Below are 26,872 nucleotides of genomic sequence, written 5' to 3'. Positions count from 1 at the left end.
AACGAAACGAGGGACATTTTTTCCGTCAACGTATCTTGATTCCGATCCCCAAAACATCTTCACCAAAGATCAAATCAGCAACACTCCATGTTCAAACGCATCCTTCCCTGAGCAATGTGCCTCCAGCCTTACGCGCGCGCGCAGCCTGCACAAAGCCAATGAAGAGCGGATGACCATCGCGGGGAGTCGACAAGAATTCAGGATGCGCTTGGCATGCAAGAAACCAAGGATGCATTTCGCGTGGTAACTCGATCATCTCTACCAAAGTGTCGTCCATCGATTTGGCCGCAATCACCAAACCGGCATCCTCCAACTGGGTACGGTAGCGATTATTAAATTCGTAACGATGGCGATGACGTTCACCCACCACATCCTTGCCGTACAGCTCGCGTGCCAGCGTCCCCGCCTTGAGACGCTGCTCCTGCAAGCCAAGACGCATCGTGCCACCCAGATCGGACTTCTCATCACGACGTTCAACCTTACCAGCAGCGGTACGCCACTCAGCAATCAAAGCAATCACCGGATGGGGCGAGTGACGATCATTTTCAGTGCTGTTGGCACCCTCAAGCCCGGCAACATGGCGTGCGTAATCGACCACCGCCGCCTGCATGCCATAGCAAATACCGAAATACGGCACTCGATGCTCACGCGCATACCTTGAAGCAAGTACTTTCCCCTCAAAACCACGATCACCGAATCCTCCCGGCACCAAAATACCGTCAATATCTTTAAGGATCGCCATATCGCTGCCTTCCAAGTCCTGAGCCTCAACCCACTTGAGATTGACTTTGGTACGCTGACGTAGGCCACCATGCTTGAGTGCCTCACCGACCGACTTATAGGCATCCTGATAATCGACGTACTTGCCGACAACGGCAATAGTGACTTCATCCAAAGGATGCTTTGTTGCGTCGACCACATCCTCCCATTCGGACAAATCAGCCGAACTGGCTTTTCCGCTGAGTTTGAACTGATCAATCACAATTTCATCAAGGCCCTGACGACGGAGCTCCAAAGGCATCCCATACAACACGTCGATATCGGGACAGCTGATCACCGCTCGCTCAGAGACGTTGGTAAACAATGCAATTTTGCGCCGCTCCGAATCCGGGATCACCTGCTCAGAGCGACACAACAACACATCTGGCTGAATACCAATCGAACGCAGCTCTTTGACCGAATGCTGCGTCGGTTTTGTTTTGAGTTCGCCAGCAGCGGCAATATACGGCACCAGAGTCAGGTGCATGAACATCGTCCTCTCCGCACCGCGCTCAATCCGTACTTGACGGATCGCCTCCAAGAAAGGCAGCGACTCGATATCCCCAACAGTGCCACCGATCTCCACCAACGCCACGTCGAAGCTTGACGTGGCCTCATCAATGCACCAGCGAATCTCATCGGTAATGTGCGGAATCACCTGTACGGTAGCACCGAGATAGTCACCACGGCGCTCCTTGCAAATCACATTCTGATAAATCCTGCCGGTAGTGACCGAGTTATTACGCGACAGCCGCGTGCGTACAAAACGCTCGTAATGGCCCAAATCCAAGTCAGTCTCGGCACCGTCATCGGTGACATAAACCTCACCATGCTGGAACGGACTCATCGTGCCAGGATCAACATTGATGTAAGGATCCAGCTTCACCATCGTCACCTTCAAACCACGTGCTTCAAGGATAGACGCAAGTGAAGCCGCCGCAATGCCCTTGCCAAGTGAGGAAACAACGCCGCCAGTAACAAAAATCAGAGGAGTCATGGGGCCACATGGCTCAGTTAAAGCCAATAGTCTAACGGGCACTTCCCCAATGCCCAAGCATGCCCCTAAGAAGCACCGCTGTATGAGACATAAAAAAACGACGCCCCGGGCTCATACGGGGCGTCGGCGCAGGTAACTAAGAACCGAATCAACGCGTAGCAGAGCTGCTCTCTTCTGGTTCCTTCGGGGCGGTGGTGTCAGTGCTCATGTGCTTAGCATTAGCATTAGCATTAGCATTAGCATGACTATGATGCCTCTTACCAACTTTTTTGTTTTTGTTGTGCTCACCCATACCCTGCCCCTCGGGGGTAGGCATGTCGGCAGAGGTTTGCTGTTGTGTTTCAGCGGCGGTCGACGCTGGCTTGGGGGGCGTCTGAGCCAGAGCACTCGGCACAGCGACTCCCACAACGGCGGGGACCAGCATAAGCATCACTAGGTACTTCAGTTTCATGGTCGCGACTCCGGAAGTTCCTGTCCTGACCCAAAATAGGGCGACTTCAATTGGAATTCCGGCGCCGAGCCTATCAGGAATAGCAAGACATTCACTGAACAGACCTGAATGGCGTGCAAAAATTTGTACCAAACTGCACACTGGCATGTTGCCTCATACCACGTCACAAGACGCATGAACACCCGCTATAACGCCGCCGACATCGAAGTTCTCTCCGGCCTGGACCCGGTCAAACGCCGCCCCGGGATGTACACCGACACTACGCGTCCCAATCATCTGGCACAGGAAGTGATCGACAATTCAGTGGACGAAGCGCTTGCCGGATACGCAAATCACATTGAGGTCACGCTGTACAAGGACGGCAGCTGCGAGGTCGCCGACAACGGCCGTGGCATGCCCGTGGATATTCACCCGGAAGAAAAGATCCCCGGCGTGGAATTGATCCTGACCCGGCTTCATGCTGGCGGCAAATTCAGCAATCGCAACTACACCTTCTCCGGCGGCTTGCACGGCGTAGGCGTGAGCGTGGTCAACGCGCTATCCAGCAAAGTCGATCTCTTCATCAAACGTGAAGGCAGCGAACACCGGATGGAATTTCGTGAAGGTTTTGCAGTATCCGAATTGGAAGTGGTCGGTACGGTCAACAAAAAAAATACCGGCACCCGTTTGCGCTTCTGGCCGGATCCAAAATACTTTGACACCCCTAAATTCAACGTGCGTGGATTGCGCCATCTACTGCGCGCCAAAGCAGTACTATGCCCAGGACTGACGGTCGAACTGCTCGAAGAGGCCACAGGGGAGAGCAACACCTGGCACTTCGAAGACGGCTTACGCGACTACCTCAAGGGCGAGATGGCCGGACGTGAACTGCTGCCTGTCGAGCTGTTCATCGGCTGCCTGAAAAAGGACACCGAGGTGGTGGACTGGGCGGTCGCCTGGGTCCCCGAAGGTGAACTCACTCAAGAAAGCTACGTTAATCTGATCCCCACTGCACAACATGGCACACACGTGAATGGGCTGCGCTCGGGGTTGACCGATGCACTGCGCGAATTCTGCGACTTCCGCAATCTGCTGCCACGCGGAATCAAACTGGCCCCTGAAGATGTCTGGGACCGCGTCACTTTTGTACTGTCGCTGAAAATGAGCGACCCGCAATTCTCCGGCCAAACCAAGGAACGCCTGTCCTCGCGCCAAGCAGCGGGCTTCATTGAGGGCGCCGTGCATGACGCCTTCAGCCTATGGTTGAACCAGAACGTAGACATTGGCGAACGCATTGCACAGATCGCCATCGAACGTGCCAGCGCACGTCTGAAAACCGAAAAACAGATCACCCGCAAGAAAGTCACCCATGGCCCAGCACTACCCGGCAAATTAGCCGACTGCATCAGCCTGGATCTGTCGCGCACAGAATTGTTCCTGGTGGAGGGCGATTCGGCCGGAGGCAGCGCCAAGCAAGCACGGGACAAAGATTTCCAAGCGATCCTGCCGCTGCGCGGCAAAATCCTCAATACATGGGAAGTCGCCTCCGGCAGTGTACTGGCCTCGGAGGAAGTGCATAACCTGGCAATCGCAATCGGCTGCGACCCTGGCAAGGAAGATCTCTCAGGGTTGCGCTACGGCAAAGTCGTCATCCTGGCCGACGCCGACTCCGACGGCCTGCACATCGCTACCCTACTCACCGCACTGTTCCTCAGGCACTTCCCTGCCCTCGTCGCAGCCGGTCACGTGTTCGTGGCAATGCCACCCCTGTTTCGCGTCGACGTAGGCAAGCAAGTATTTTATGCACTGGACGAAGAAGAAAAGACCATGCTGCTGGAAAAGATCCAGCGTGAGAAAATCAAGGGGCAAGTGAGTGTCACCCGCTTCAAGGGGCTGGGAGAGATGAACCCGCAACAGCTGCGGGAATCCACGATTCATCCGGATACGCGTCGCCTCGTTCAACTGACCGTGGACGACAACCACCAGACCCGCTCACTGATGGACATGCTACTGACCAAGAAACGCGCGAGCGATCGAAAACAATGGCTGGAAACCAAAGGCAACTTAGCGTCCCTGGACATCTAGCCAGTCACCCATGCGAGTCGCAGCAATCAGCCCTTCCAACGTTCGCATAGCGACCGGAAGCCCCTGAGTAACTTTAATCTCCTACAAGGTCGAAGTTCTTTCGTTCACGTATGCACCATCCCATGTGCTCGCCCCAACGTCCCCGTGACTATCCGCAACACTCATGCCGGCAGACGGATCGCACGACTGAAAAGCATCATCCAACATCAGCGAACAAGGTAATCACTCAAGGCAAAAGTGTTTTTATTCGCTCGACTTCAATGTAAGTGTCGAATCACCACATGCAGCCCCTTCCGTACACATTCTATTTCTATGATCAGCGGAAAAAACTGTCTACTCCCCATCTAACGCCTACCCTCATCAGCACATCTCAGAGACTTTCCTGCGATTCCTTCCTACTTGCACACAGTGCTCCCTCAGACGCTAAGAGCTATGGAAACCACAACCATAGGTATCCTCGCTACAACAAATATTGGTACCCACACAGCATCCAACGGCAGCCTCTGGGTGAGGCATCGGAACAGATCGGCACGCCGATTACGCGCCAGACAAGTCATGCGCCAAAGATCGTCTGACTGCACAGCGACATACATCACCATTCGATGCGCAACGTGCGGCATACCAGTACATTCGACCAAAGCGAATGTGTCATGTGCGATACACTGCATTGAAGCCACGGCTCATGTAGCATCGCAGCAATACATCACCACACCCTCGGATCCCCTCGCCGCATCATACGTCTGTGCGATATACCCAGGCATCTTCAACACCGCGTTCTTGCTGCCTGACGGCGCCAGTGAAACGGCAGCACCAGGTCATAAAAGTAACCACGATGAACTTTGAGCAATACAGTCGCAAGACCACACCACCACATCGCTCACCGCCACAGCACAACCATCATGGGAAATCCACCAAAGTATATTCGGATGAATCAATGGACCAGGAAATCCGTGTCACCGACACAGGCAGGTGACACACAACACCAGCGCACCATTGATCAGCAACACTTCATGATCACCGCTCCACAAGCAGCACACGCGGATACCGTCTGCACCTTCCAACCCCACAGTGAAGGCATGCCCTCCAACCTCTTCTAATCTAATACCGCCGCCGCTCCCCCTCATGCGATTCCCCACCAGATTCCTATTCATATATCCATGATCCCCCGCATCGCTCTTCTGTCACTCCTACTTTCTGGTGGCATTCCCTCGGCCTACGCAAGCGGAACTGCATCCAAGCCCAACAAGGAAGCCGCCACGCATGCCGATTCCCTCCCCGGACTACCAGCCGACGCACGGATACGGCAGAGTATCCGCCTCGGCAACCGCAACCTAAGCTACATAGTCATCATCAGTGCCTTACCGGTACGGGACGATAAAGGAAAGACGATTGGCGACGTGGTGTTCACCGCCTACATCATGGAAGGCAAGAACCGCCCGGTCACCTTCGCTTTGAACGGTGGTCCTGGAGCATCCTCGGTTTACCTCAATATGGGCGCCATCGGCCCCAAGGTGGTGTCCTTCGGCACCCAGGGCACCAGCCCATCCGACCCCGCCACACTGCACGACAACCCTGGCACTTGGTTGGACTTTACAGACCTTGTGTTCATCGACCCAATCGGCACCGGCTTCAGCCGTGCCCGTATTGAAGGTGAGGAAGCCAAGAAGCAATTTTTCAACCCTAAGGCTGACGTCGACTACCTATCACGCACAATATACGACTGGCTGGTCACCAATGGGCGCCTGCTCTCTCGCAAATATTTGGTGGGTGAAAGCTACGGAGGCTTCCGCGTCCCGCGTATCACACACACCCTACAAACCCAGATGGGTGTTGCACTGAACGGCCTGGTGCTGGTCTCGCCCTACCTCAACCCAACCCTGGACGACAACAGTGATGTCTCGCCGCTAGCCTGGATATTAACGCTGCCTTCGATCGCCGCCGCGCACCTGGAACGCCAACATCAGTTAAGCGAAGCCAATATGCGCCACATCATTGAGTACACCCGTGGCGACTACGCCAGCACACTGATGAAAGGCCGCTCTGATCCGGCGGCCACCGAAACGATGCTACAGCAGGTCGTACACCTGACCGGATTGGATCCGACTTATGTACGGCGTACTGGTGGGCGTCTGGAAACGCAGGCCTACCTACGCGAAGTATTCCGTGATAAAGGCGAACTTGGGAGCCGCTACGACGTTAACGTCACTGCATTCGACCCATTTCCCCACGATGCTGAGCAGCGCACCAACGACCCGCTGCTAGACAGCATCATCGCCCCAACCACCACTGCCATGGTCGACTTCTTAACCCGCACCGCCGGCTGGAAAGTACACGAGCGCTACCAAGCCCTGAACTACGATGTCAATCGGCAATGGGACTGGAACGAAGAGTTGCGCAAAGGCTCAGTGACGCAACTACGCCAGTCAGTAGCAATCGACCCGAAACTACGCGTACTGATCGCACATGGCTGGAACGACCTTTCCTGCCCCTTCATGGCATCGGTGTTGACTGTGGACCAGATGCCAAACATGGGTAGCGACCCGACCCGTATACAGGTACACGAATATCCTGGTGGTCACATGTTTTACAACCGTACAGACAGTCAGGCATCGTTCCGCCGAGACGTACAAGCGATGTACGAACATTCCCAGGACAATCCCTGAACCAGTCACCTGACATATATTCAGCTTGATATCGATCCATCACTTACGACAGGCCAGCAAGACTTGCTTCCAGAATATTGCTTACTTGGCCACTCAAGGTACGGTGGTCAACCATACCAACCACGCATGCTCTCCGAGGGTGTCAAATCATCAATGAATCACCATAGGAAAACATTTCGAATCCAGCTCGGAATGTTGCACACCCTTGCATCAAACACTTCGATATCTTTATGACCGATCAACGTATATGACCGCATCGAGCGCTTGGTGCATTCCTCCAACAACACCCATTCAAAAGCATCCGGCACCAACTAACAATCTGTCCCAAGCAGCATCGCATGTCGGATGTTGGCCGCATTGTCGACACCCTCATTTCATAGCCCATCATTGCTTACCGGAAGCAACGATGGGCTACAACACACCCATGAATGGAAGCATCCCAGTATCACCACAGACATAACACTTAGCGGGAATTGTGGCCATTCGATACGGATGCTAGAAATCGATGCCATCCAGCATCCAGGCAACAAGCACCAAACCATCCTGTTAACATGCCCCAGTGCCCTCGCGGCACGCCCTATGGACGACGACCCGATATCCCTCTGCCACTCCCCTCCCGCAACACGCACAGGCTGCACTGGCCTCTGTGTTCTCCTTGCTATATCTCCTAAGGAGGGGAGCCGTGTTTGAACTGCTCATTGTCATTGCTCTGATCTTTCTCAACGGCTTCTTCGCCATGTCAGAGATGTCTCTGATGACCTCGCGCAAAAGCCGGCTGAAGCAGATGGCCAACTCCAGCAAACACGCGGCTAAAGCACTGGCGCTGGCCAAAAGCCCGGAAAACTTCCTATCCACGGTGCAGATTGGCATCACTCTCATCGGCATCCTCACCGGGCTGTTTGGCGGCGACGCAATCGGTGTGGCAATCGGTCAATGGCTAGCCACATTAATCCCAGGGTTAAGTGAGTACGCGAGCATCATCGGTAAAACACTGTCCGTAGCATTCATCACATTCCTAACATTGATCTTCGGCGAACTGGTACCAAAACGGCTTGCACTGACGCATTCGGAAAACATCGCCAGCGTCATCGCGGTTCCAATGAGCCTATTAGCGCGCATCGCCGCCCCCGGCGTCTGGGTGTTGGCCAAATCTACCCAACTGGTACTGCGTGCCCTTGGCTTTGGCAAACGTCCATCCAGTGCCGTCACCGAGGAGGAAATCCGCATGCTAGTGGCCGAAAGCCACGAAGCCGGCGTGATTGATGACGACGAACGCAACATGATGAATCGCGTGATGCGCCTGGGTGATCGCACTGCCGATAGCCTGATGACACCACGCAATCGCATTGCTTGGCTGGACAGCAGCGCCACGCTGGGACACAACTTGGAGATAATGCGTGAGCACCAGTTCTCACGCTATCCCGTCTATCGCAGCAGCGACCAGGACATCGTTGGCATCCTCGAAGTGAAATCTGTGATCACACGGATAGATACTCAGACCACACTATCGCTGTTCCAACAACTCTGTGAACCGCTCTTCGTCTCTGAATCGACACATGCATTGAAACTGCTGGAAATCTTCCGCGAAGAGCAGCAATCAATGGCACTGGTGGTCGACGAATATGGAGAAATCCGTGGCCTAGTGACCATCAGCGACCTGATGGGCGCAGTCATCGGCCGTCTGCAAACCGTGGAGAACACCGACGAAGACGCCTTGATGGTTACCCGAGAGGACGGTTCACTCCTGATCGACGGCACACTCCCCATTGAGGAACTGCGCGAAGTGCTCGGCGCCGAACTGCCAGACGCACAGGAAAACAATTACCACACCCTAGCTGGCATGTGTATCTACTACTTCGGCCGCATCCCGCATGTTGGCGAATACTTCGACTGGGCCGGTTGGCGTATCGAGATCGTTGACCTAGACGGCGCACGCATCGATAAACTCCTGCTTCGCCGGCTGACCAAAGAAGAAAACGACGCCTCCCCCAAATAACCTCTCAGACACACGTCATAACACAGCAGATATATCACTGCCTCTCGACTTTCCGAACAAATGATTTAATTGATGACTCTGAAAAAATCCCAGGAGCATCTCACCCTTAATCTGATATCTCTGAAACCTCGATAGATACCTCAAGTGAATGACCGTGCCTTTCCTTCAATCAAACCTGGCCAGCCAGGACGACCCAATCACCACTATGTAACGCGCGACTTTTAAAACCCTCGAATAATACTAGCGATGCAGAGTCGCAAGCATTCATCACCCCAAGCAGCGCCCGCCTTAAACACCAAGTCATCAAACAACTGCAGCTCTGGATGGCAAGATTGATTCGGGAGTATTGAGCCCGCGCGAAAAAATCATCACCTCTGATCCCTCATAACGCGATTGAGCGCTATACCTCAACCCAAACACCTGTTGCCGATACGGCTGATACAACGAGCAAATCTGCGGAACATTGTCATCACTCACCAACCACGGTTGCTGAATCGTCGCGACAAGATTCGAAATCTTCACGTGATCATCATGCGAATAATGGTGCTCATACAGGCCAGCGCCTTTGACGTAGTAGGGAGGATCAAGATAAATCAAAGCACGGCGCGGCAGCGCCGGGAGGACGTGTTTGATCATCTCAGCCCCATCAAGGTTGTAGAGATTGATCCGCCGCCGCACCCTTCCAATACGCTCAATCCGTTCGACAAGATCTTTTGTGTTGAAACGCGCCCCCAGCGTCCATGCTCCCGCCTGCCCTTGCCCCCTATCACCCCTCCCAGGACGATCCCGGAACGATTGGTGCGATTCAAAAAAAATGTGGAAAACACCAAGTCGAATGGATCCGGGCTCGCCTCCGTCTGCACAGCACGTTGGCGGTGCCATTCACGCATAGAGATTCGCGTATTACGGATCCGCTGACAAAGATCTTCATTTCGATGCAACACAACCCACCAAAAAGCATGCACAGAAGCATGCAGATCATTGATGTGGATATGCCGTGCGTCGTCGAGCCTCAACAAGGTCATGGCCACACCAGCCCCACCCGCATAAAGCTCTACATAGTCCCCTCCGATCAGACGATTTGCTGACATCACCTCTGCCATCTATTGCGACAGACGCCCTTTCCCACCGGGGTAACGCAATGGCGTATTGAATTGCACGACACAACGCTCCACGAATTGATTTCAGCATGTTGCCATCAAGATTCTTTCGACTTGACCAGCGCTACGTTCGCAACGTGTCTAAAGAGACCATCAAAGTAATCATGCCATTTCTCCCAAATCATCTTCACCTCGGTCTGATCAGGAACCACACTCAGGTTATGGATGAAATCATGCAAATTACCGACAAAATGAATAGCCTCCTTAGTTCGGATCCCTTTTCTCGCCTCTACAAATGTCTTCGCCTTTCCAGTGGGGTCCAGTACACCAAGCACCGCGTTAATTTTTGTTGCAAGAGACAATCCCTGGTCTGACCAAGATGTCCATGTTCTCTGACCGGGTTTCTAATGCGGCACAGCAACCTTCATCGTTTCCAAAAAATAGTCCGTGCTCAACTCCAGAAATACGCGACACAGCATCAATGCTGAGTTGGTCAATGTTGTAACGTTAATCGCTTTAGCCTCGTGATACAGCGCTGCAAGGCGTTTATCCTTGATATTCAAATCATACTGCTCACCCAATAATGCAAGTAACTTGCGTGCGCGTTGATCTGACTCAGAACGTTTCGGCTTCTTCTACTGATACGTCGTGATTAACTTCGCAGGGGATGTAGGCATCGACCTCAACGGTGCATTGCATGCCCAAGGTGTGAATTCATCGATAAAAGCCCTGCGTTGCTCCTTTAAACGGATGTTATTCACGTTGAAATTATCCGCGGTCATGCGCTTGATCATCGCTATGAGCAACTGCACACCTTGAGCTTCATCGCCATTCTCGAATGTAACGCTTCATGTCTTCTCGATCTTCACCCCCAAGCAGATGCCATATAAGGCATTTGGAACACACGATCGAGATTGGAAGTCCTGCCGCGCGTTGCCTGTTCAAGCCCCTTTGGCAGCGCTGACTGAGTACGCAAAAAATCCAGCACCGCCAACAGCGAGCCCCTTTCCTTCATTCGGATTATGTTTGCGCTCTATCCAGATAAATGCGGCGTCTTTATTGGGAAGCACTGTACATGGAAGCGTTGTGATCGGAAACTTTTGAAATTGCTTCGACAGGCGAACAAAGCCGGAATAATAAAGCGTGCCTGCAGCAAACTGTGGATCAGCCATCATTCGAATCGCAGTCAAACGGCGATTGCCTTCACATACAATAAAACATCCAGGCTCATCTGCATCCGGAACAACAATCAATCGCTCCGCCGGACTTAATCCATTCTCAAGAATGTCCGAAGCCAAATTGACTAGCTTTTCTTTCTGCTCATCCAACATGGCTCGATAGGCCGCTCTAACATCTTCATATTCACCAAGACGAAAATTATTTAAATCTATAGACAATAAATCTATATCGATATTTTTATCCGTTACCATTATTCCCCCTAAATAAATCAGAACGGCAGTATTTAGAACGCTTAAGAACCGATTGAAAATCGATGTATGCTGCTGCCAACATCATTTCTAGCGTGTATTCATCCCTATGTAACACCCTATATGCATCGAAACAATAATGCTGCTTTAGCATGCATTGCATCCACCGGAAGAATGATAAAAAACGTTGCGTCGCATGAATACAGACATGCGATCTGTACTATGTACTGGACAACGCACTGCAAAGATCATTTTCCAAATACTTCTTCTGAAAGTTCGCAGTCATTTAAAAGTACTCACCTCGTATCTTGTGGCTAAGAAACAATGTTTCCCCATACCTCATCGGCATTCGCACATCTCTCGGCCACTGCATACCGCTGTCTCCATGCATGCCCGATAACACCCAGAGTGCAACACGTCATGCTCCGTCTTCCGGCGTTTACACCTAACAAGCTCTCCGTTACGACACGCCTGTTTTATGTCAATGATCATCACGCGGTGTGCTCATTTTACGAACACAACCCAGATAACCTCATTGACGTCTCGCTAGCCGCTTCGTCAGAGATCAAAACGAACCACCACGTTGCATCGCTGCTGCAACCGTCGTCTTCAGCCAATCCAACGCTGCTGTCCAAGCGGGCCGCTTCTCATCATCTGGAACATCCGATTCCGGATCCGCTGTGGGGGCGTCGTTGTCACAGACCAGCTGCAACGCATCGAAGAGAAACGCTGCCCTGCACTTGTTCAATGCGCACCTCAAGCAGCGATCACCACTGCCGTATTCCTTGAGAATGCGATGCCGCGAATCGTCTAGTCAGCAATGTCAACGAATGGCAAATCGCACTCGGCAACCGCGCTTCGATAGTCCGCCCTATGACGCACCAGAACATCGTCAATCCTGGCAACACTCTGCTTAGCAGGCGCATCCACACGTGCCCAGCCAATCACCCAGACATCATCGTGCGCCTAGCATTGACGCAAATGCAGCAACACGTCCCCCAAACTGAGCAAACCACTATCTACCTCGCTGCCAAGCGTGATGACACGGTTCAAATGAAGCTGCAACGCACCATGAAATACGAGATACGCCATATTGCTCGACACGGCGTCATAGAAACGGCAGACAGCAGAATCCAGCCAGGGTCGCCTGCCCCTGCCAGCCGATCCACCAGAGACGACACTGCTTCTGAAATTCGCAGATAAACAGCACTCCAACCCGGCAACGGACACCTGAATCCAATGAAGCGATATCAGCGCCCGTTAGAGCGCTGTAGCATCCGATTGAGCACGGGCATTCACCCCACACCCGCCTCTTTCGCTTGACGGTCCGCGTGATAGGAAGAACGCACCATAGGGCCTGAAGCAACGTGGCTGAAACCCAGCGCGGTACCGTAGTCCTCCAGCGCCTGATACTCATCCGGGGTCCAATAGCGCAACACCGGATGATGATGCGAGGTCGGCTGCAGGTACTGGCCAATCGTGACCATGTCCACGTCATGGGCACGCAAGTCGCGCAACGTCGCCTGTACCTGATCCAGCGTCTCCCCCAAACCGAGCATGATGCCGGACTTGGTGGGTCGCTGCGGATGCTGTGCTTTGAAGCGTTTCAAGAGAGTCAGCGACCATTGGTAATCCGCTCCCGGTCGCACGTTGGGATACAAAGCGGGCACAGTTTCGACGTTATGGTTGAACACATCTGGCGGACAGGCCGCCAAAACTTCCAGCGCACGATCCATACGCCCTTTGCCCCGGAAATCCGGAGTCAGAATCTCGATGCGAGTGTGCGGCGCGCTATGGCGGATCGCAGCGATGCAATCGACAAAATGTTGGGCGCCACCGTCGCGCAGGTCATCACGGTCCACACTGGTGACTACCACGTACTTCAAGCCCATATCAGCCACGGTGCGGGCCAGGTTGGTTGGCTCATGCGGGTCCGGCGGCTTGGGGCGACCATGCGCCACATCGCAAAATGAACAGCGACGCGTGCACACCTCACCCAGAATCATGAAGGTCGCCGTACCATGGCTAAAGCACTCGTGGATATTAGGACAGCTCGCCTCTTCACACACCGTAACCAAACGATTCTCACGCAGTTTGGTTTTAAGAGTTTGCACCACGTTACCCGATGGAATACGGACCCGGATCCACGATGGTTTACGCAACACCGGCACGTCTGCAAACTGCACAGGCGAGCGACCAATCTTATCCTCACCCCACTGCTTTGCTCCAGGCTGCAATGGAGAAGATGGAGGATGATCAATGGAGACAACATGCAATGGGATAGAACGGACAGTAGGTTGAGTCATCGCAATACCAAATCGGCTAGACCGCACATAAAAAACCAGAAGATCCGGAGGTGGGTTGCAACACGAAGCCAAACTGTCGGGCCAACTCAGCCAGCAACGCAGACGTCACCACGTCCATTCCAGAAGGACCACCCAAGTCTAACACCGAGGTCACCCGCAGCCCCCGGTAACCGCAAGGATTAATGCGTTGGAACGGCTTCAGATCCATCGCAACATTGAACGACACACCGTGGAAGCTGCAACCACGGCGCACACGAATACCAAGCGCAGCAATTTTGGCACCACCAACATAGACACCGGGCGCATGCTCACGCCGCTCACCCAGAATATTCCACCCAGCCAGCGTATCGATCACCACCTGCTCAATCGCGTATACATAATCACGCACGCCAAGCCCCAGACGACGTAGATCCAGCAATGGATAAACCACCAACTGACCAGGGCCGTGGTAAGTGACCTGACCGCCGCGGTCCACATGTACCACTGGGATCTCTCCAGGATCAAGCACGTGCTCAAGCTTCCCAGCCTGTCCGAGCGTGAACACCGGGTCGTGCTCAACCACCCACAGCTCGTCAACGCTGGCATCATCACGTACATCCGTAAAGCGCTGCATCGCATGCCACACCGGCACATAAGGCTGGCTACCTAACATACGCAGCAGCACAGAACGCTCAACATGAGAAGGCGCAAAGGCGCCACATGCATTCACAGCGTCCACTTGACTTCTGGATGGTCACGCAACACTTGGTGAGCAGCCGCGTACTGCCCCCGGTCTAATGCACGGAAGCTAATCCGCACCAACACATACTTGCCGGTTGAGGAATGCTTCCAACTGATACTCTCCTGCACCAGTGCCACGCCAGCCACCGCAAGCAAACGTGGCAATTCAGTCTCCAACGCCTTGCCAGCCGTCCCTACCGCGCTCAATGTGAAGGTGCCGGGGAACTGAAAACCATGCTCAGGATTATCGGACTTGATCTCCATAGCGCCATTATCAGGGCAACTCCGCACAAACCCAAGACCAGCAACACCTGTGGAAAAACAGCAATCCAACCTATCGCACACTCAGAGTCAGTGATGCGAGCCATCGCACTCACCAATGTCTGAAACGCCATATTGTCCGAATCAAGGCACCCAAACAAAACATGCTGCTGCCGCGAGTGATCAGCTCATCAAATGCTCCAAAGTACCCTGCTATTTTTTTGAATGCCCAGAATCTCACCCGTTGGATGTGCATTGAAATCGCTAGTGGTCACTGCGTATCTTCGACCACGCTGCCGTTCTACTCCGGAGCATGCCCAAAGATCACGTTTCCACAGCTGGACAAGCCGGTGCCACTCAGCTGTTCGATGCCGCCATACTGAGCCGGCTTCACCCGTTGGTAATAACCCAACGCAACCGCATGGTTCTCTCGTGTGTTCCAAAGCAGTTCTGATAAACGACAGACCGTTGCATTGCAACGCTGCAAAGAGAACTACAGCACCAAATGCAACACGTCCAATGTCTGCTCAACAGCGTGAGTAATTCATCTGTTTTAGTTTACTTTTCAGCTGAATTGTTCTTCCTTCATGATCAGGATGATCTGCATTCTTACGGAACTTTGCATTTCCCATGCGTATGTCCTAAGAAATTGCATTCTTCGCGAATCACCACCGTATGCAGCCTCCCCAACACTCCCGATGATCTGGAATGATTAACGCACGTCAAACCATAACAACGCGCTAAGCGCTGCCGCCAGCAATAACGCACTAAGCAACAACCACGGCCAACGGGCAGCACGATGCGGCGTTAGAACAGACACAGCCGCCGGTGCCAGCGGAACGGCGACTTCCTCTGGCATCGAACCCAGCATTGGCGACAACAAAAAACGCGGGCTCTCCAGCACAAAACGGTGCTGACCGTCGAACACAACTTGATCACCCGCCTGCAACCAAGCATCGCGGACCTTGCAACCATTGACCATGCTACCGTCCTCCGAACCAAGATCACGCAAGAGCACCCGGTCACCATGCCGCTCTAACTGGGCATGACGAGCCGCGAAAACCGGATCATCGATCAAGATATCAACACCTCGCTCCTGCCCGACGATACATGGTGTCTCCAGAGTGAAACTGCGCCCATAGTGACGTCCACCAACACCACGCAACACCAAGCAGTTCCCATCAAGCGTGGCGGTGTCGTCATCGGGTGGTCCAGCTTGAACACCAAGCACGAGCATTTCCACACCGTCGGCATAGACTGCATCGCCGGGACGCAACCAGGCCATACGCCGCACCGGACGGCCATTGACATGAATGCCACGAATGCCCTTGGCCACTTGTAACCAAAGACCACGGTTATCCAAGGAGAACTGCGCCAACACAACCCCTCCCCCCGGTGCGTCATCGGCAAAGGCAACGATTCCGGACGCATGCCTGACGATACGATGCACTCCCGGAGAGAGAGCATGATCAGGCTGTTGCTGCTGAGAAAAATGAATTTGCAGGATATTCACCGCCGGGAGCCTAGCAGTTTGAACTCACTTGCTGAAGCACAAGCCTCTTGGAGTACATGCCACTGGCGGCATCAAGACTGGTCAGACACATACACTCACCTGGATGAACCCGATACTGCCATGCCCTGGATCACGATGACCAATATCCACTCCCTGACGACGGCACACATCTGCCTCAGCATCGCCGCATGAGCTACAAAGCTCATCTCGCACTTTCACATACACTCATTAAAAAACGGAGCCGCATTACCCTTCTCCGGAACGATGGTATCCAGGGCAATCACACCGCAACCAGGACCGATCCGGGTTCATGTCAAGCTCCATTCTCTGTTGACCTGATCACAAAGCGTCATCAACACCAAGGACACACTATCCTCGCCGTAACGCCCTGCAGAATCGCCACAAAGACACCACGCAAGATATTCCACCTGACACTTGACATTATGTCCCTTGGAAATGCTGCTAGCAGCGTATATTTGGGTATCCCGCTTTTATCCCGGACGAGGAGAGTCACCATGATCCATACCAATCACCATGAACACACCTCCCACCAAGACCCAAACAAGCAGACAGACGGTCATGACAACGAAGAGTTCACGCAGCGCTTGGGCAAATCTGCGGAGCAGATCTGGCTTGCAGGGCTCGGTGCCCTCGGGCGTGTGCAGTCCGAAGGTGCCCGCGTCTTTGAAGCACTTGTGCATGAAGGCGAAGCAATCAAGCAACGCAACCGCGAAAGTGTGCGTCACGGCGCAGAAAACATACGTGAACAAGTCGAAGTCAAACTCGAAGAAACATTAGAAAACACGCAACGCAACTGGCGGCGGATGAACCAGCTATTCGATGAAAGGATCCAAGGTATCCTGCATACCCTCAAGATACCAAGCCGCGATGAGATTGAGGCATTACGCCACGAGATCGAGATGCTGCGTACTGAACTACGGAACGAGAAGAAAACACGCGCCCCGTCATCAGGCACGCCAGACAACGCCAAACCGCATATAGACGACTGAGTGCATACGTCGCATCGACGCAAAGCCTACATCACCACACAGCGGTCTTGGTTTTTGGAACTGACACGCGGACCACCAGACATCCATGTATTGCTTTTCGTTCTTTGCTGATGCTGAAAGCAACGCGACTCACAACATGCATGCCCATCTTCTAGGCATGATCCGCATACTGCTGCTCCTGCCAGCGCACAGTCACTCCAGTGACCCAACGATTCCAGGTAATGTATCGGCCAGCAACGAAAATGCCCCAGAACAGCCTTTCACATGCGTCTGTGCTACACAGCAAAGCCAGGACAGATCATTGCAATCGCCCATCAGGTGCCAGTGCGGAACGCAGGCAATGAATTTTAAGCCAAGCGAGCACATAGGCACCGATGGTTTTCTGGAGAGTGATTTACAAGCAGCATGTCCAACAAGGCATGAGCTTTTGCAGTACACACTTCATCCAGATTGATGCACGGACACCGCCACACACTCCTACGCTGGAAACACGGCTCACCTGCAACACCATCGCACGTGTTAAGACGTTGGATGTTGATGAGTCCGATCTTGAAATGCAATCCGTTGGAGATAGCTAACACGTCCGTTCACCGACCAAAACCAATCAACCCTTGCACCGGGGACGCGTTGCTTGACCGCATGATCCAGACTGGCCCATCTACCAACTTGATCACTCAGGGGAAGCGCTGTATCCCAGGACCTCTTCGAGGAGCTCCTAACATCGATTAGACGTGAGCACCACACACCTGGAGCTGTTGACATCCGTATTTTGCGAGCAGACTCAGCATGGCCGTTACGTTGCTGAATCATGACGTATTGATGTAGGCCAAAGGATGCATCTCTCACCAGGTAGGTGACAGCACCAATAACACTCACCACCACAGCCTCCTCCACGCCGGCTCCGGTATCCGTGGTGAAGCGTGCCGATGGAATTGAGTCGCTAATACACCGTTGACATACATTTTCCCGATAGCGGCCAAACGATGTTTTGCACCGGATGACGCTTTAAATGACAAGGGTCGTGAAAGCCCAACACATTTCGATCGACACGACGATGACGCACCCATATCACCATGGTCGCTTACACCTCAAACACAGCCAAGCGCAATGGAGCGAAGATGCCAAAAGCGCTGCAAATCCTAGTGCACCTCTTGGAGTGGACATTGAGGACAAACAACTGTGATTGATGGTGACCCCAGCAGCAGCGCACAACACTGGCATGCAAGTGAAAACGTGATTGAGTGCGTATTCAACCGTATCACGTCTGTTGACCGCATCTCCACGCATGACAATGACAATAAACGCACCAACCATGATCTGGTGTTCGCATTACTCCCTGATGCGTTTGGAGCATACGTGAAAATGTAACCACGGCCGCACAGCCTCATCACCAGCATCACTCAAGAACCGCTCACGGTATGACAGCGCCTCCAGCATCCCCGCATCATGCGGATTGGCGCCCCACTTACTTACACTTGGAGGATGCCCGACTCCCAACACGCTCCTCCAGCCATTGATTCTCGCTTACGCCAGCTACGTTTCATGAAAGTGATGGCGCTGCTGCTGCTGCTGATCATGCTCGGCGGCTTCGTGCTGGCCCATACCCAAGGCAATCGTGGTATCTGGCCCTGGATTGGTGCTTTCTGCGAGGCCGCCATGATAGGTGCACTGGCCGATTGGTTTGCGGTGGTGGCGCTATTCAGGCATCCGATGGGACTACCCATCCCTCACACGGCCATCCTGCCACGTAACAAGGATCGCTTGGCCGATGGTCTGGCACACTTCGTGCGTGACCATTTTTTAGCGCCGCAGTCCCTTCTTGAAAAATTGCGCCTCTTCAATCCCGCAGCACGCCTGGGCCAATGGCTGTCAACACCTAAGCAGGCGCATGTGCTGACGCAGATGACGCGTGGCTGGGCCATCCAGACACTGAATCTACTCAACGAAACAACGGTCCGGCATGCGATCGAAAACCTGGTCATCACACATCTGCGTGAATGGAATGCCGCAACTACCACCGGCGACCTCATGACGCTACTCACCACCGATAGACGCCACCAACGCCTGTTCGACGAAGCGTTGCTGCGTTTAGCGCGTTGGTTAGACAACGACAAGGTCAAAGCACAGGCCTCTGCATTAATCGTGCGCTATGCGCGCCGTGAATGGCCAACACTGATGGGAACCGTGAATTGGATCACCTCAGTGGATGACATCGGCGACCGTCTCGCCGAGCGCATCGCACGCGCTGGACTGGAGGAACTGCAACTGATCCTGACCACGCCCAAACATCCACTGCGCCAAGAGTACGAGACGTGGTTGCGGGATTACATACATCGCCTGCGCGACGATCCTGCATTAGCCAAGCACGTCGAGGAATTCAAACAGCACGTGATCAACCACTCAACCATACAAACCTACGTGCGGGATCTGTGGACACAGATCAATACCGCATTACGCACCGACCTAGAAAGTGCCGACTCGACATTGGCTGGACATTTGGAAGGTGTGCTGCAATCACTAGGCAAGGCGCTCTCCGCAGATCCAACGCTGTGCGAAACATTGAACACGCACCTTCTCGATGCCAGTGAACGTCTCAGCGAACAATTACGCGACACTGTCACCCATCACATCGCCTCGACCATGAGAGGCTGGGACGAACATCACCTAACACGGCAACTGGAACTGAGTGTGGGCCGCGACCTGCAATACATCCGCTTCAACGGCACATTGGTCGGCGGGCTCATCGGACTGCTCCTGCACGCATTGCTCAGATACATCGCACCATCAAGCTGACATCAGCAGACGATCGCCCAGGCGACCGCATGTGCACCTGCTTTGCATCATGCCGCACACCATATCTAACCGGCATAAACCCATCAAATCAGAAAATCTCAAAGAAATCGCATGATGTCAGGGATATGCACGATGGCAGCTGATGCACTTCACAGATGGCAACACTCCGATATCCAGATACATGTCAGCCAACGGTCGCTTGAGTCAGTGGTTCCCCACTGCCACCGCCTTCAACCATTTGTCCGCATCCTTCATCTTTATGTGTGCCCTCAAGAAGGGTAAACACCGTTGCGCCCTATCGACGTGCTGGGGATGCAGCACTGTTTTCCATATCCCCTTTAATGAATTGAAAGACTTGATAACGTCCATGAATGCGCTCTCCAGCGGCACGCATTTCACAACATGCTCTACCTACCGCTCCCCCTTCAAGCAGCGCATCAGCAGTGCCATATCCAGCCTGACAGCCATCAGGCACAACGTAAGCTCACTGTGAGACGGGTCATATCAACAGTGCAACTCATCAACACCGAGTAAGCACACTGGCATCAAATGTGCAGCAATAGCATGGCGCTCACAAAGAGGCTGCCGCGCGTCCGCATGCGTCAACATCACCGCAGCAATGTGGGTACCACAGAAAAATCAGTGCATCCCCGATCAAAACGAACTCACTGAAGGATCGAAGTAACATCATCATCAAAAACATAAACAACAGTAGCGTCGGCAGCAAATAGCATCATGCAGACTCAATCCAAATACTGTGTGCAAGTATCAACCCTCAGGGGTGTACCCAGCATCGTCAACGCGAATACCGCACTCCACTCCCGCATCACAATAAAAAAATCAGGATCGCAACCGCCAGCATCACATTAACCCGCCATGCCACACTGCCATCGCTGCATTCAGATGGTCATATCAACGGCACCTGTGAAGTCAGGGATACTGTAAAACGCGTAGAGCGCAACAAATCGATCGTTTCCCAACGTCCATACCGAGCCATGATGGCTGTATCTTCATGACACCTTCCATTGTCATAGCGCTGCACCAAACAAAAATAAAAAGCACACCACCACAGCACATCACGAAAACAACGTAATCAGAAGAAAAAATGGCAATTCGCCAGCAACGCTCATCCAATCTCTTCTGATCAGCGACATTTCGCAGCATGGTGTTGACTGTAGAAGAACATGCGCATTCGCTTTTCATGCCATCTATATCAAAGGAACAGCCCAGCTAGAAGGATCTCACCCAAGACAACAACCGCAACACCTCCATCATCTCCAGGCAGATCCATACAAACGGTATGCACTGCAAGCAGATATGCTGAATCCATACCCAGCATCCCTCCACCGAGGTCTGCAGAGAATGTCAACGCTTTGACGGCCAAGCACGGTGTGGTATCAGGACATCACCCATCCGAGAACACGAATAACGCGACATTAAACAACCTCACACAATAGAGACAGCCGGAATCACGCCACATGGATAACGGCGGGCTCGCACACTCTGGGCAGAATGCACCGCGTGCTATTGAATGTACCGGCTCAAACCACCTGTTGCAGCGACTTGACCATGAGCGTCCGAATATATGCTTCAAGATATATTCGGACCAACGCTCCATCACATTTTTGCAATATGTTTGAAGCGGTATCATCACATTTGAATCGCACCGTATTTCGAATGAGCACATGATCAAAATACTATTGTGATCTTCAGGCACCACGTTCAAATGGCTGCTTATGACTTGAATGCGCAACAGCTTGTGTAAGAGAGCATGACGTAACGCAAGCGCGCCTGCATCTTTCATCTCGAATGCATCTCGCTCCAATGGTTAGACAAATCGCACTGCCGCGTCCCGCAAGGCATACATCGCGTTGCCATCCAGGCGATCAGAGAACACACATTCATATAAAATATGATGGAAGTTGCAAAAATTTGGACTATTATGGAGTCTCAGTCATCAGAATGAGTCATAGATACGACTTTAGTCATTCCTTAGGATCGCTGACTGACAATCGCAAAAAACTCAAGGATATTTTATGGAAAGAAAGAGTCATAAAAAAACAACGTTAGCCACGCTCATCTCCGTTCTACTGATGGGAAGCGCAGGTGCCGCCTATGCAGCATCCATATCAGAAAAACTAGATCTGTCGACACAACATCTTGATGGTGCTGAAGCCGCAGGCAAGACCATCTCCTCCGATGGAAAAACCATAGGAATAATAAGCAATAATCGTTCAACCCTATTATCCGGCGACAACTGGGCAACAAAAACCGACCTCGAAACATTAAAAAGCGATCATTCGGGTGCCTCTTTCGTTTTCGCGCTTTCCGCCGATGGGAAAATCGCCGCGGGGCTTTCGGACTCTGATTTGAGTTCTACATACATGCGCGCCACCATTTGGTCAGGCGACAACTGGGCAACAAAAACCGAGCTCGGAACATTAAAAAGCGATCATTCGGGTCTCTCTAAGGTTACCGCGCTCTCCGCCGATGGGAAAATCGCCGGCGGATATTCCGAAAACGACTTTAGCGATACGCGTGCAACCATGTGGTCAGGCGACAACTGGGCAACAAAAACTGACCTCGGAACAATAAGAAAAGACGGCTCAGATTATTCTGCAGTTTACGCACTCTCCGCCGATGGGAAAATCGCCGCTGGCTCTGCCTACTCTGATATCATCACCCCTGTTCCTGGTATCACTCCAGGACTAACATCTAGGCGCGCCATCATCTGGTCAGGCGAAAACTGGGCAGCAAAAACCGACCTCGGGACGTTAAGAAGCGATAATTTGGGGCAAGCAGGTGCCACCGCGATCTCCGCCGATGGGAAAGTTGTCGGGGGATTTTCTGACATTGACAATACGTTGAACGGCTACTCAACGGAAAATCGACAAGGAATCATCTGGTCAGGCGAAAACTGGGCAACGAAAACGCGCTTAGGATCACTCAAAAGCGATAGCTCATCAGGAGGATCCAACGTTACAGCACTCTCCGCTGATGGAAAAATCGCAGCCGGAAGTACTGTCAACGACTCTAACACCACGCGTGCCATCATCTGGTCAGGCAATCGCTGGGCAACAAAAACGGATTTAGGAACACTCAAAAGCGATAACTCAGGAGCATCTGCGGTTGCCGCACTCTCCGCCGATGGCAGCGTCGCCGTGGGAACGGCTGCCACTGATTCAGGTCAGTCCCATGCCACCGTCTGGAAAATGACCTATCCAGCACAATCAGAAAGCGAATCAGACACCCACACCCAAACGCCGTCTCAGCCTCAGCCTCAGCCTTCGCAACCGGGAGTCATCGCGGTCGATGCGGTCAACACGGCAAGCGCTTTATCGCGGTTGGGTGCAGAAACCTTCTCCGTCATGGACTTACAGCGTCAAGGGCTGAGCCGCCTGCAACAACACTGCCAGATAAACACGGCGGGGCAATCCTGCTGGGCGGTACAAACTGCTCTCACCTCCATAGACGGCAACCGGGATAAAGTCGCCGGTTTCAGGGTGGGCCATGGATTCACCGAAACGCTGTCTGCCGGCCTCTCGCTGGACCGTTCGCTGTCACGTTCCATGCCGGATAGCTACCTTAAGAATAATGGCAATTTGGGCGCGGGCCTTTATGCGCAATGGAATACTTCTTTCAAAGGTGGGGAATGGTATGTACGTCCAGCAGTGGCGTTTAATCGATACAACGTCACCGTGCAACGTCCAGTCCTTGAAAATACAGAGGCAGGCATCGGCAACAGCCGTATGAAGGGCCGTGGCGCTTCGCTGGAAGGAGGGCAAACATTTAACTCCGATCATGGCGTTTCGTTGGGCTGGCATCTAGGAGGACGTTACAGCAACGTCTCCCGTGTCGGATACAGCGAGCAAAATACTGCGTTCCCAGCCACTTACGGCGAAGTGAGTTTCAAAAGGACGTCCGCTTATATTGGCGCAGACGTAACAGTGCCATTAACCACGAATCTAAAATGGATGGCCGGTATTGAAATAGACCGAGCACTGAAAAGCCGTGACCCCGCGTACAACGCACATGCCGATTACATTGGCAGCTTTAACCATAGTGCGGGGATAAAAAGCACCATAGCGGCACTGACAAGCGGATTACAATACACGCTGAGTGAAAAAGTATTCCTTGGATTAACGCTGGACGTTAATCAAACGGCGTTAGGAGATATAGCACGTGGTGGAGTGTTGAGTCTAGGCGGACGTTTCTAATAGCCACAATTCAAATTATCATTCTTCACATTGAATACAACTTAAGAGCCACGCATGTGGCTCTTTTTTTATCTTTGATATGATCAAGAAAAATTTAACTAAGGCGTATTAAGAGAACGCACATCACAATGCATACAACCCTCATACCGATAGATATCAGTCACTAACAAAGCAGGTATAAAATTACTTGATAAAATTAAAAGAGCGACATAATCATTTGTAAGTTCCCCTAACACCTCGTAAAAAACCAATCACAGCAATAGCATGTATTCAATCGCCCAGCACTGCCGCTCACCATCAAAAAAATAACAACGCAAAAAATGCACTATGAAACCTTGCTCATTCCGTCAGTCACTAACGCCCAGTCAGCCTGGGGCTGGATAATAAACAATGCTGTTTTATCCCGTTCGCCAGCCATCAGTAGTACATACAGCCAGTAGGCGGACATTCGCTTGATCGCTACACCACCGTGAAATCCATTCGCGACCAACTGAAGAAGTGTAGATACACTGTCGCGCCGATTGAGCAAACAAGATGCAATGCCAACGTATTCATCATGAATACAATGAATTCTCTATCTCGTCGATCATTCTCAGATCATGCCAATACCCTTTAGAGGCGAGAAAACGACCAAGACTGCATACGCCCCTCGCAGTAGGGCATCACCCCATGGAACGGACGTGGATCGTCGTCGAACACCAACGGCAGGAACTTGGCATCCCCCTCCCACATAGGCAATTCGAGTAAACGCTGGCGCTCGATCCATTCCAGAGTACCTTCAGCATTGTGAGTCTTAGGCTCGCCCTCAAACGAGTCAATCACAAACACAAAACCAAACCAATCATCGCCCTGCTTGCTGAAGCCCGGCCAACTGATCGTGCCACGCAAACGGATTGATAGGCAATGAATCCCTGCTTCCTCATATAGCTCACGGCGCATACCAGCCAGGACGTCCTCGCCTGGCTCGATCTTGCCACCCAGCCCGTTGTACTTGCCCAGATGCAGATCTCCAGAACGCGCATTACGGTGAATCATCAACACACGGCATCGGTCCGGTGACAGCACATAACCGAGGGTGGCAATAATTGGGGTATAAGCCATATGCACGTTCAACAGCAAGATGAGGAGGCGAGTATGCCTGCTTTCACAAGAGCAGCCGTCTTAGCCGTTAGTCACGCACAACACACGATGCCGATTGTACCGACCGGCCAATAGCACACAAGGTCGCCACGCCGTGGCCGCGTTCGGCCAAATAGTCCAACCACTTGCCAAGAAAAATATTCATGCGCATACGATGATGCATCAGCTGCCCCGGAGGGGGGGATAAACCAATCACATCTTGCCAGCGACGTCCAACGTAGCAATGAGTGGTTTCGACCTGTAATGCGTCACGATATAAGCGCACGTAAGCTGAGGGATCCGGCACACCGGTAAGGGGGTCACATAACTCGTAGGTTAAACGAAGATCGACCGTATATCGGTGACGTTCGATCACATCCAGACGCAGGTCCAAGCCGTCACCAATCACCGACAAGTAACTCCCCTCCTCCAAGTCACCCGGTGCGAACAGCCTGTTCAAATGCCGATAATTTTCCGCGTACAGCGCCATGAGCCAACTGAAACGGCTCAGCGGGGTATGCATTGATGGAGCATCATGACGTTCAGCATCGGCAGATGCTACACGGTTCACTGCACCAAAAGCAGCATCACCATGCCGGCAATAACGATCCGGAATACCGGCATATGACTGACTTCAGAACATCTCTCGCTGTAACCCCAGGGTTGCCAACACCTTGCTGGAAATTTCTTCGATCGAGGTATGCGTCGTACTCAGCGTCGGAATATGCTCTGTAGAAAATATCTGCTCAGCCGCTGCCACCTCACGTCTGCAAGTATCCAGTGCCGCATAACGTGAATTCGGCCGCCGTTCTTGACGAATCTGCTGCAATCGGTCCGGATTGATCGTTAAGCCAAACAGCTTTCTCCGATACGGGCGTAAGCATAACGGCAATCGATCACTGTTCAGATCCTCATCAACAAGAGGATAGTTGGCAGCCCGTATCCCGTAGTGCAGGGCCAAATAGATGCAGGTTGGAGTCTTGCCAGCACGCGAAACAGCCACCAGAATCACTTCCGCTTCACCATAACTCGCCGCAGCCCCGTCGTCGTGAGTCAGGGCAAAATTCATCGCATTGATACGGCGGTGATAGGTTTCAAAATCGACCATACCATGCGCCCGACCAACACGTGAATGACGGGATGTGTTGAGCTCACGCTCCAACAGCCCGATGAACGGGGCAAACACATCCAACATCAGCGCTCCGCTCTCGGCCAGAATCACACTCAGATATGGATTCACACAGGAATTGACTACAATCGGGCGGACTTGATACCGCTCACTTGCCGTTAAAATGCGTTGGCTAGCATCGCGTGCCTTGTTTGGATCATCAATGAACACCATACGCTCGGTGACGAAAGTAAAACCGCTGAATTGGGTAAGCAAGGAATGCCCGATGGTTTCAGCGGTAATACCCGTTCCATCGGACACATAGAACACTGGCCGGATTGTCGACATGCAAACCCCCTCAATTGACT

The 26,872-nt window shown here is 52.7% G+C and carries 21 protein-coding genes; 6 read left to right on the top strand and 15 right to left on the bottom strand.

Annotated elements, in window-relative coordinates; genetic code table 11:
• Window positions 1–91: 91 nt before the first annotated feature.
• Both pyrG and PLS229_RS03480 read right to left on the bottom strand, forming a co-directional pair.
• Window positions 92–1,756 carry a CTP synthase gene (gene pyrG / locus PLS229_RS03485; RefSeq protein WP_038270629.1) on the bottom strand — a complete coding sequence of 555 codons (1,665 nt, stop codon included), beginning with the start codon at window positions 1,754–1,756 and terminating at the stop codon, window positions 92–94.
• A 148-nt stretch (window positions 1,757–1,904) separates the two neighbouring features.
• Window positions 1,905–2,207 carry a hypothetical protein gene (locus PLS229_RS03480; protein WP_230428173.1) on the bottom strand — a complete coding sequence of 101 codons (303 nt, stop codon included), beginning with the start codon at window positions 2,205–2,207 and terminating at the stop codon, window positions 1,905–1,907.
• Window positions 2,208–2,381: 174 nt separating this feature from the next.
• Here PLS229_RS03480 and parE point away from each other — a divergent pair, with 174 nt between their 5' ends.
• Window positions 2,382–4,271, top strand: coding sequence for a DNA topoisomerase IV subunit B (gene parE, locus PLS229_RS03475; protein ID WP_038270628.1), 1,890 nt, complete (start codon window positions 2,382–2,384; stop codon window positions 4,269–4,271).
• Between the two features lie 953 nt (window positions 4,272–5,224).
• Here the strand turns inward: parE and PLS229_RS03470 are convergent.
• The gene (locus PLS229_RS03470; protein ID WP_160165140.1) at window positions 5,225–5,395 is read right to left on the bottom strand and encodes a hypothetical protein; all 171 of its coding nucleotides are present in this window, start codon (window positions 5,393–5,395) and stop codon (window positions 5,225–5,227) included.
• 27 nt (window positions 5,396–5,422) lie between these two features.
• Between PLS229_RS03470 and PLS229_RS03465 the strand changes: the two genes are divergently transcribed.
• Window positions 5,423–6,934 carry a S10 family peptidase gene (locus PLS229_RS03465; protein ID WP_038270627.1) on the top strand — a complete coding sequence of 504 codons (1,512 nt, stop codon included), beginning with the start codon at window positions 5,423–5,425 and terminating at the stop codon, window positions 6,932–6,934.
• A gap of 682 nt (window positions 6,935–7,616) precedes the next feature.
• Window positions 7,617–8,930, top strand: coding sequence for a hemolysin family protein (locus PLS229_RS03460; protein WP_038270626.1), 1,314 nt, complete (start codon window positions 7,617–7,619; stop codon window positions 8,928–8,930).
• Window positions 8,931–9,233: 303 nt separating this feature from the next.
• Here PLS229_RS03460 and PLS229_RS11905 read toward each other — a convergent pair whose 3' ends face one another.
• The 9 genes from PLS229_RS11905 to PLS229_RS03420 all read right to left on the bottom strand — a co-directional run bounded on the left by PLS229_RS11905 (window position 9,234) and on the right by PLS229_RS03420 (window position 16,257).
• On the bottom strand, window positions 9,234–9,566 hold the full coding sequence (locus PLS229_RS11905; RefSeq protein WP_200866183.1) for a DNA adenine methylase: 333 nt from the start codon (window positions 9,564–9,566) through the stop codon (window positions 9,234–9,236).
• Complete coding sequence (locus tag PLS229_RS11900) at window positions 9,563–10,021, bottom strand: DNA adenine methylase (protein ID WP_200866182.1); 459 nt, start codon at window positions 10,019–10,021, stop codon at window positions 9,563–9,565. Before PLS229_RS11900 ends, PLS229_RS11905 begins: the two co-directional genes overlap by 4 nt.
• Before the next feature lie 413 nt (window positions 10,022–10,434).
• Entirely contained in the window at window positions 10,435–10,593 is a 159-nt protein-coding gene (locus PLS229_RS03450) for a hypothetical protein (RefSeq protein ID WP_160165139.1), read from the bottom strand.
• Window positions 10,594–10,971: 378 nt separating this feature from the next.
• Window positions 10,972–11,460, bottom strand: a complete 489-nt coding sequence (locus PLS229_RS03445) for a ParB N-terminal domain-containing protein (protein ID WP_051482272.1) — start codon at window positions 11,458–11,460, stop codon at window positions 10,972–10,974.
• A 562-nt stretch (window positions 11,461–12,022) separates the two neighbouring features.
• Complete coding sequence (locus PLS229_RS03440; RefSeq protein ID WP_038270624.1) at window positions 12,023–12,205, bottom strand: hypothetical protein; 183 nt, start codon at window positions 12,203–12,205, stop codon at window positions 12,023–12,025.
• Window positions 12,206–12,752: 547 nt separating this feature from the next.
• Entirely contained in the window at window positions 12,753–13,763 is a 1,011-nt protein-coding gene (gene lipA, locus PLS229_RS03435) for a lipoyl synthase (RefSeq protein ID WP_038270623.1), read from the bottom strand.
• Window positions 13,764–13,779: 16 nt separating this feature from the next.
• The gene (gene lipB / locus PLS229_RS03430; protein ID WP_038270622.1) at window positions 13,780–14,481 is read right to left on the bottom strand and encodes a lipoyl(octanoyl) transferase LipB; all 702 of its coding nucleotides are present in this window, start codon (window positions 14,479–14,481) and stop codon (window positions 13,780–13,782) included.
• Complete coding sequence (locus tag PLS229_RS03425) at window positions 14,469–14,747, bottom strand: DUF493 family protein (RefSeq protein ID WP_038270621.1); 279 nt, start codon at window positions 14,745–14,747, stop codon at window positions 14,469–14,471. Before PLS229_RS03425 ends, lipB begins: the two co-directional genes overlap by 13 nt.
• 709 nt (window positions 14,748–15,456) lie before the next feature.
• Entirely contained in the window at window positions 15,457–16,257 is an 801-nt protein-coding gene (locus PLS229_RS03420) for an FHA domain-containing protein (RefSeq protein WP_038270619.1), read from the bottom strand.
• Between the two features lie 515 nt (window positions 16,258–16,772).
• Between PLS229_RS03420 and PLS229_RS03415 the strand changes: the two genes are divergently transcribed.
• From PLS229_RS03415 to PLS229_RS03405, 3 genes are all read left to right on the top strand, one after another.
• The gene (locus tag PLS229_RS03415; protein WP_038270618.1) at window positions 16,773–17,267 is read left to right on the top strand and encodes a phasin family protein; all 495 of its coding nucleotides are present in this window, start codon (window positions 16,773–16,775) and stop codon (window positions 17,265–17,267) included.
• Between the two features lie 1,482 nt (window positions 17,268–18,749).
• Entirely contained in the window at window positions 18,750–20,060 is a 1,311-nt protein-coding gene (locus tag PLS229_RS03410) for a DUF445 domain-containing protein (RefSeq protein ID WP_038270615.1), read from the top strand.
• 2,036 nt (window positions 20,061–22,096) lie between these two features.
• Window positions 22,097–24,277, top strand: a complete 2,181-nt coding sequence (locus tag PLS229_RS03405) for an autotransporter domain-containing protein (RefSeq protein WP_038270614.1) — start codon at window positions 22,097–22,099, stop codon at window positions 24,275–24,277.
• 612 nt (window positions 24,278–24,889) lie between these two features.
• Here the strand turns inward: PLS229_RS03405 and PLS229_RS03400 are convergent.
• The 3 genes from PLS229_RS03400 to ppsR form a co-directional block, all read right to left on the bottom strand.
• Window positions 24,890–25,378 carry an NUDIX hydrolase gene (locus tag PLS229_RS03400; RefSeq protein ID WP_038270613.1) on the bottom strand — a complete coding sequence of 163 codons (489 nt, stop codon included), beginning with the start codon at window positions 25,376–25,378 and terminating at the stop codon, window positions 24,890–24,892.
• A 67-nt stretch (window positions 25,379–25,445) separates the two neighbouring features.
• Complete coding sequence (locus tag PLS229_RS03395) at window positions 25,446–25,919, bottom strand: DUF1249 domain-containing protein (protein ID WP_038270612.1); 474 nt, start codon at window positions 25,917–25,919, stop codon at window positions 25,446–25,448.
• A 111-nt stretch (window positions 25,920–26,030) separates the two neighbouring features.
• The gene (gene ppsR, locus PLS229_RS03390) at window positions 26,031–26,852 is read right to left on the bottom strand and encodes a posphoenolpyruvate synthetase regulatory kinase/phosphorylase PpsR (protein ID WP_038270611.1); all 822 of its coding nucleotides are present in this window, start codon (window positions 26,850–26,852) and stop codon (window positions 26,031–26,033) included.
• Window positions 26,853–26,872: the final 20 nt, after the last annotated feature.

Origin of the sequence: Xylella taiwanensis, from assembly GCF_013177435.1 — a bacterium.
In the GTDB taxonomy this organism is placed as follows: Bacteria; Pseudomonadota; Gammaproteobacteria; order Xanthomonadales; family Xanthomonadaceae; genus Xylella; species Xylella taiwanensis.
Note: the sequence above shows the minus strand (reverse complement) of the source record. Positions and strands in the feature narration are given on the sequence as shown.

Bases quoted from the DNA above. Each gene is read 5' to 3' on its own strand.
- PLS229_RS03425 (WP_038270621.1), bottom strand. From the start codon at position 14,747: ATGGAGATCAAGTCCGATAATCCTGAGCATGGTTTTCAGTTCCCCGGC.
- PLS229_RS03395 (WP_038270612.1), bottom strand. From the start codon at position 25,919: ATGCATACCCCGCTGAGCCGTTTCAGTTGGCTCATGGCGCTGTACGCG.
- pyrG (WP_038270629.1), bottom strand. From the start codon at position 1,756: ATGACTCCTCTGATTTTTGTTACTGGCGGCGTTGTTTCCTCACTTGGC.
- ppsR (WP_038270611.1), bottom strand. From the start codon at position 26,852: ATGTCGACAATCCGGCCAGTGTTCTATGTGTCCGATGGAACGGGTATT.
- PLS229_RS11900 (WP_200866182.1), bottom strand. From the start codon at position 10,021: ATGTCAGCAAATCGTCTGATCGGAGGGGACTATGTAGAGCTTTATGCG.
- PLS229_RS03400 (WP_038270613.1), bottom strand. From the start codon at position 25,378: ATGGCTTATACCCCAATTATTGCCACCCTCGGTTATGTGCTGTCACCG.
- parE (WP_038270628.1), top strand. From the start codon at position 2,382: ATGAACACCCGCTATAACGCCGCCGACATCGAAGTTCTCTCCGGCCTG.
- PLS229_RS03480 (WP_230428173.1), bottom strand. From the start codon at position 2,207: ATGAAACTGAAGTACCTAGTGATGCTTATGCTGGTCCCCGCCGTTGTG.
- PLS229_RS03410 (WP_038270615.1), top strand. From the start codon at position 18,750: ATGCCCGACTCCCAACACGCTCCTCCAGCCATTGATTCTCGCTTACGC.
- lipA (WP_038270623.1), bottom strand. From the start codon at position 13,763: ATGACTCAACCTACTGTCCGTTCTATCCCATTGCATGTTGTCTCCATT.
- PLS229_RS03470 (WP_160165140.1), bottom strand. From the start codon at position 5,395: ATGAGGGGGAGCGGCGGCGGTATTAGATTAGAAGAGGTTGGAGGGCAT.
- PLS229_RS11905 (WP_200866183.1), bottom strand. From the start codon at position 9,566: ATGATCAAACACGTCCTCCCGGCGCTGCCGCGCCGTGCTTTGATTTAT.
- PLS229_RS03405 (WP_038270614.1), top strand. From the start codon at position 22,097: ATGGAAAGAAAGAGTCATAAAAAAACAACGTTAGCCACGCTCATCTCC.
- PLS229_RS03415 (WP_038270618.1), top strand. From the start codon at position 16,773: ATGATCCATACCAATCACCATGAACACACCTCCCACCAAGACCCAAAC.
- PLS229_RS03445 (WP_051482272.1), bottom strand. From the start codon at position 11,460: ATGGTAACGGATAAAAATATCGATATAGATTTATTGTCTATAGATTTA.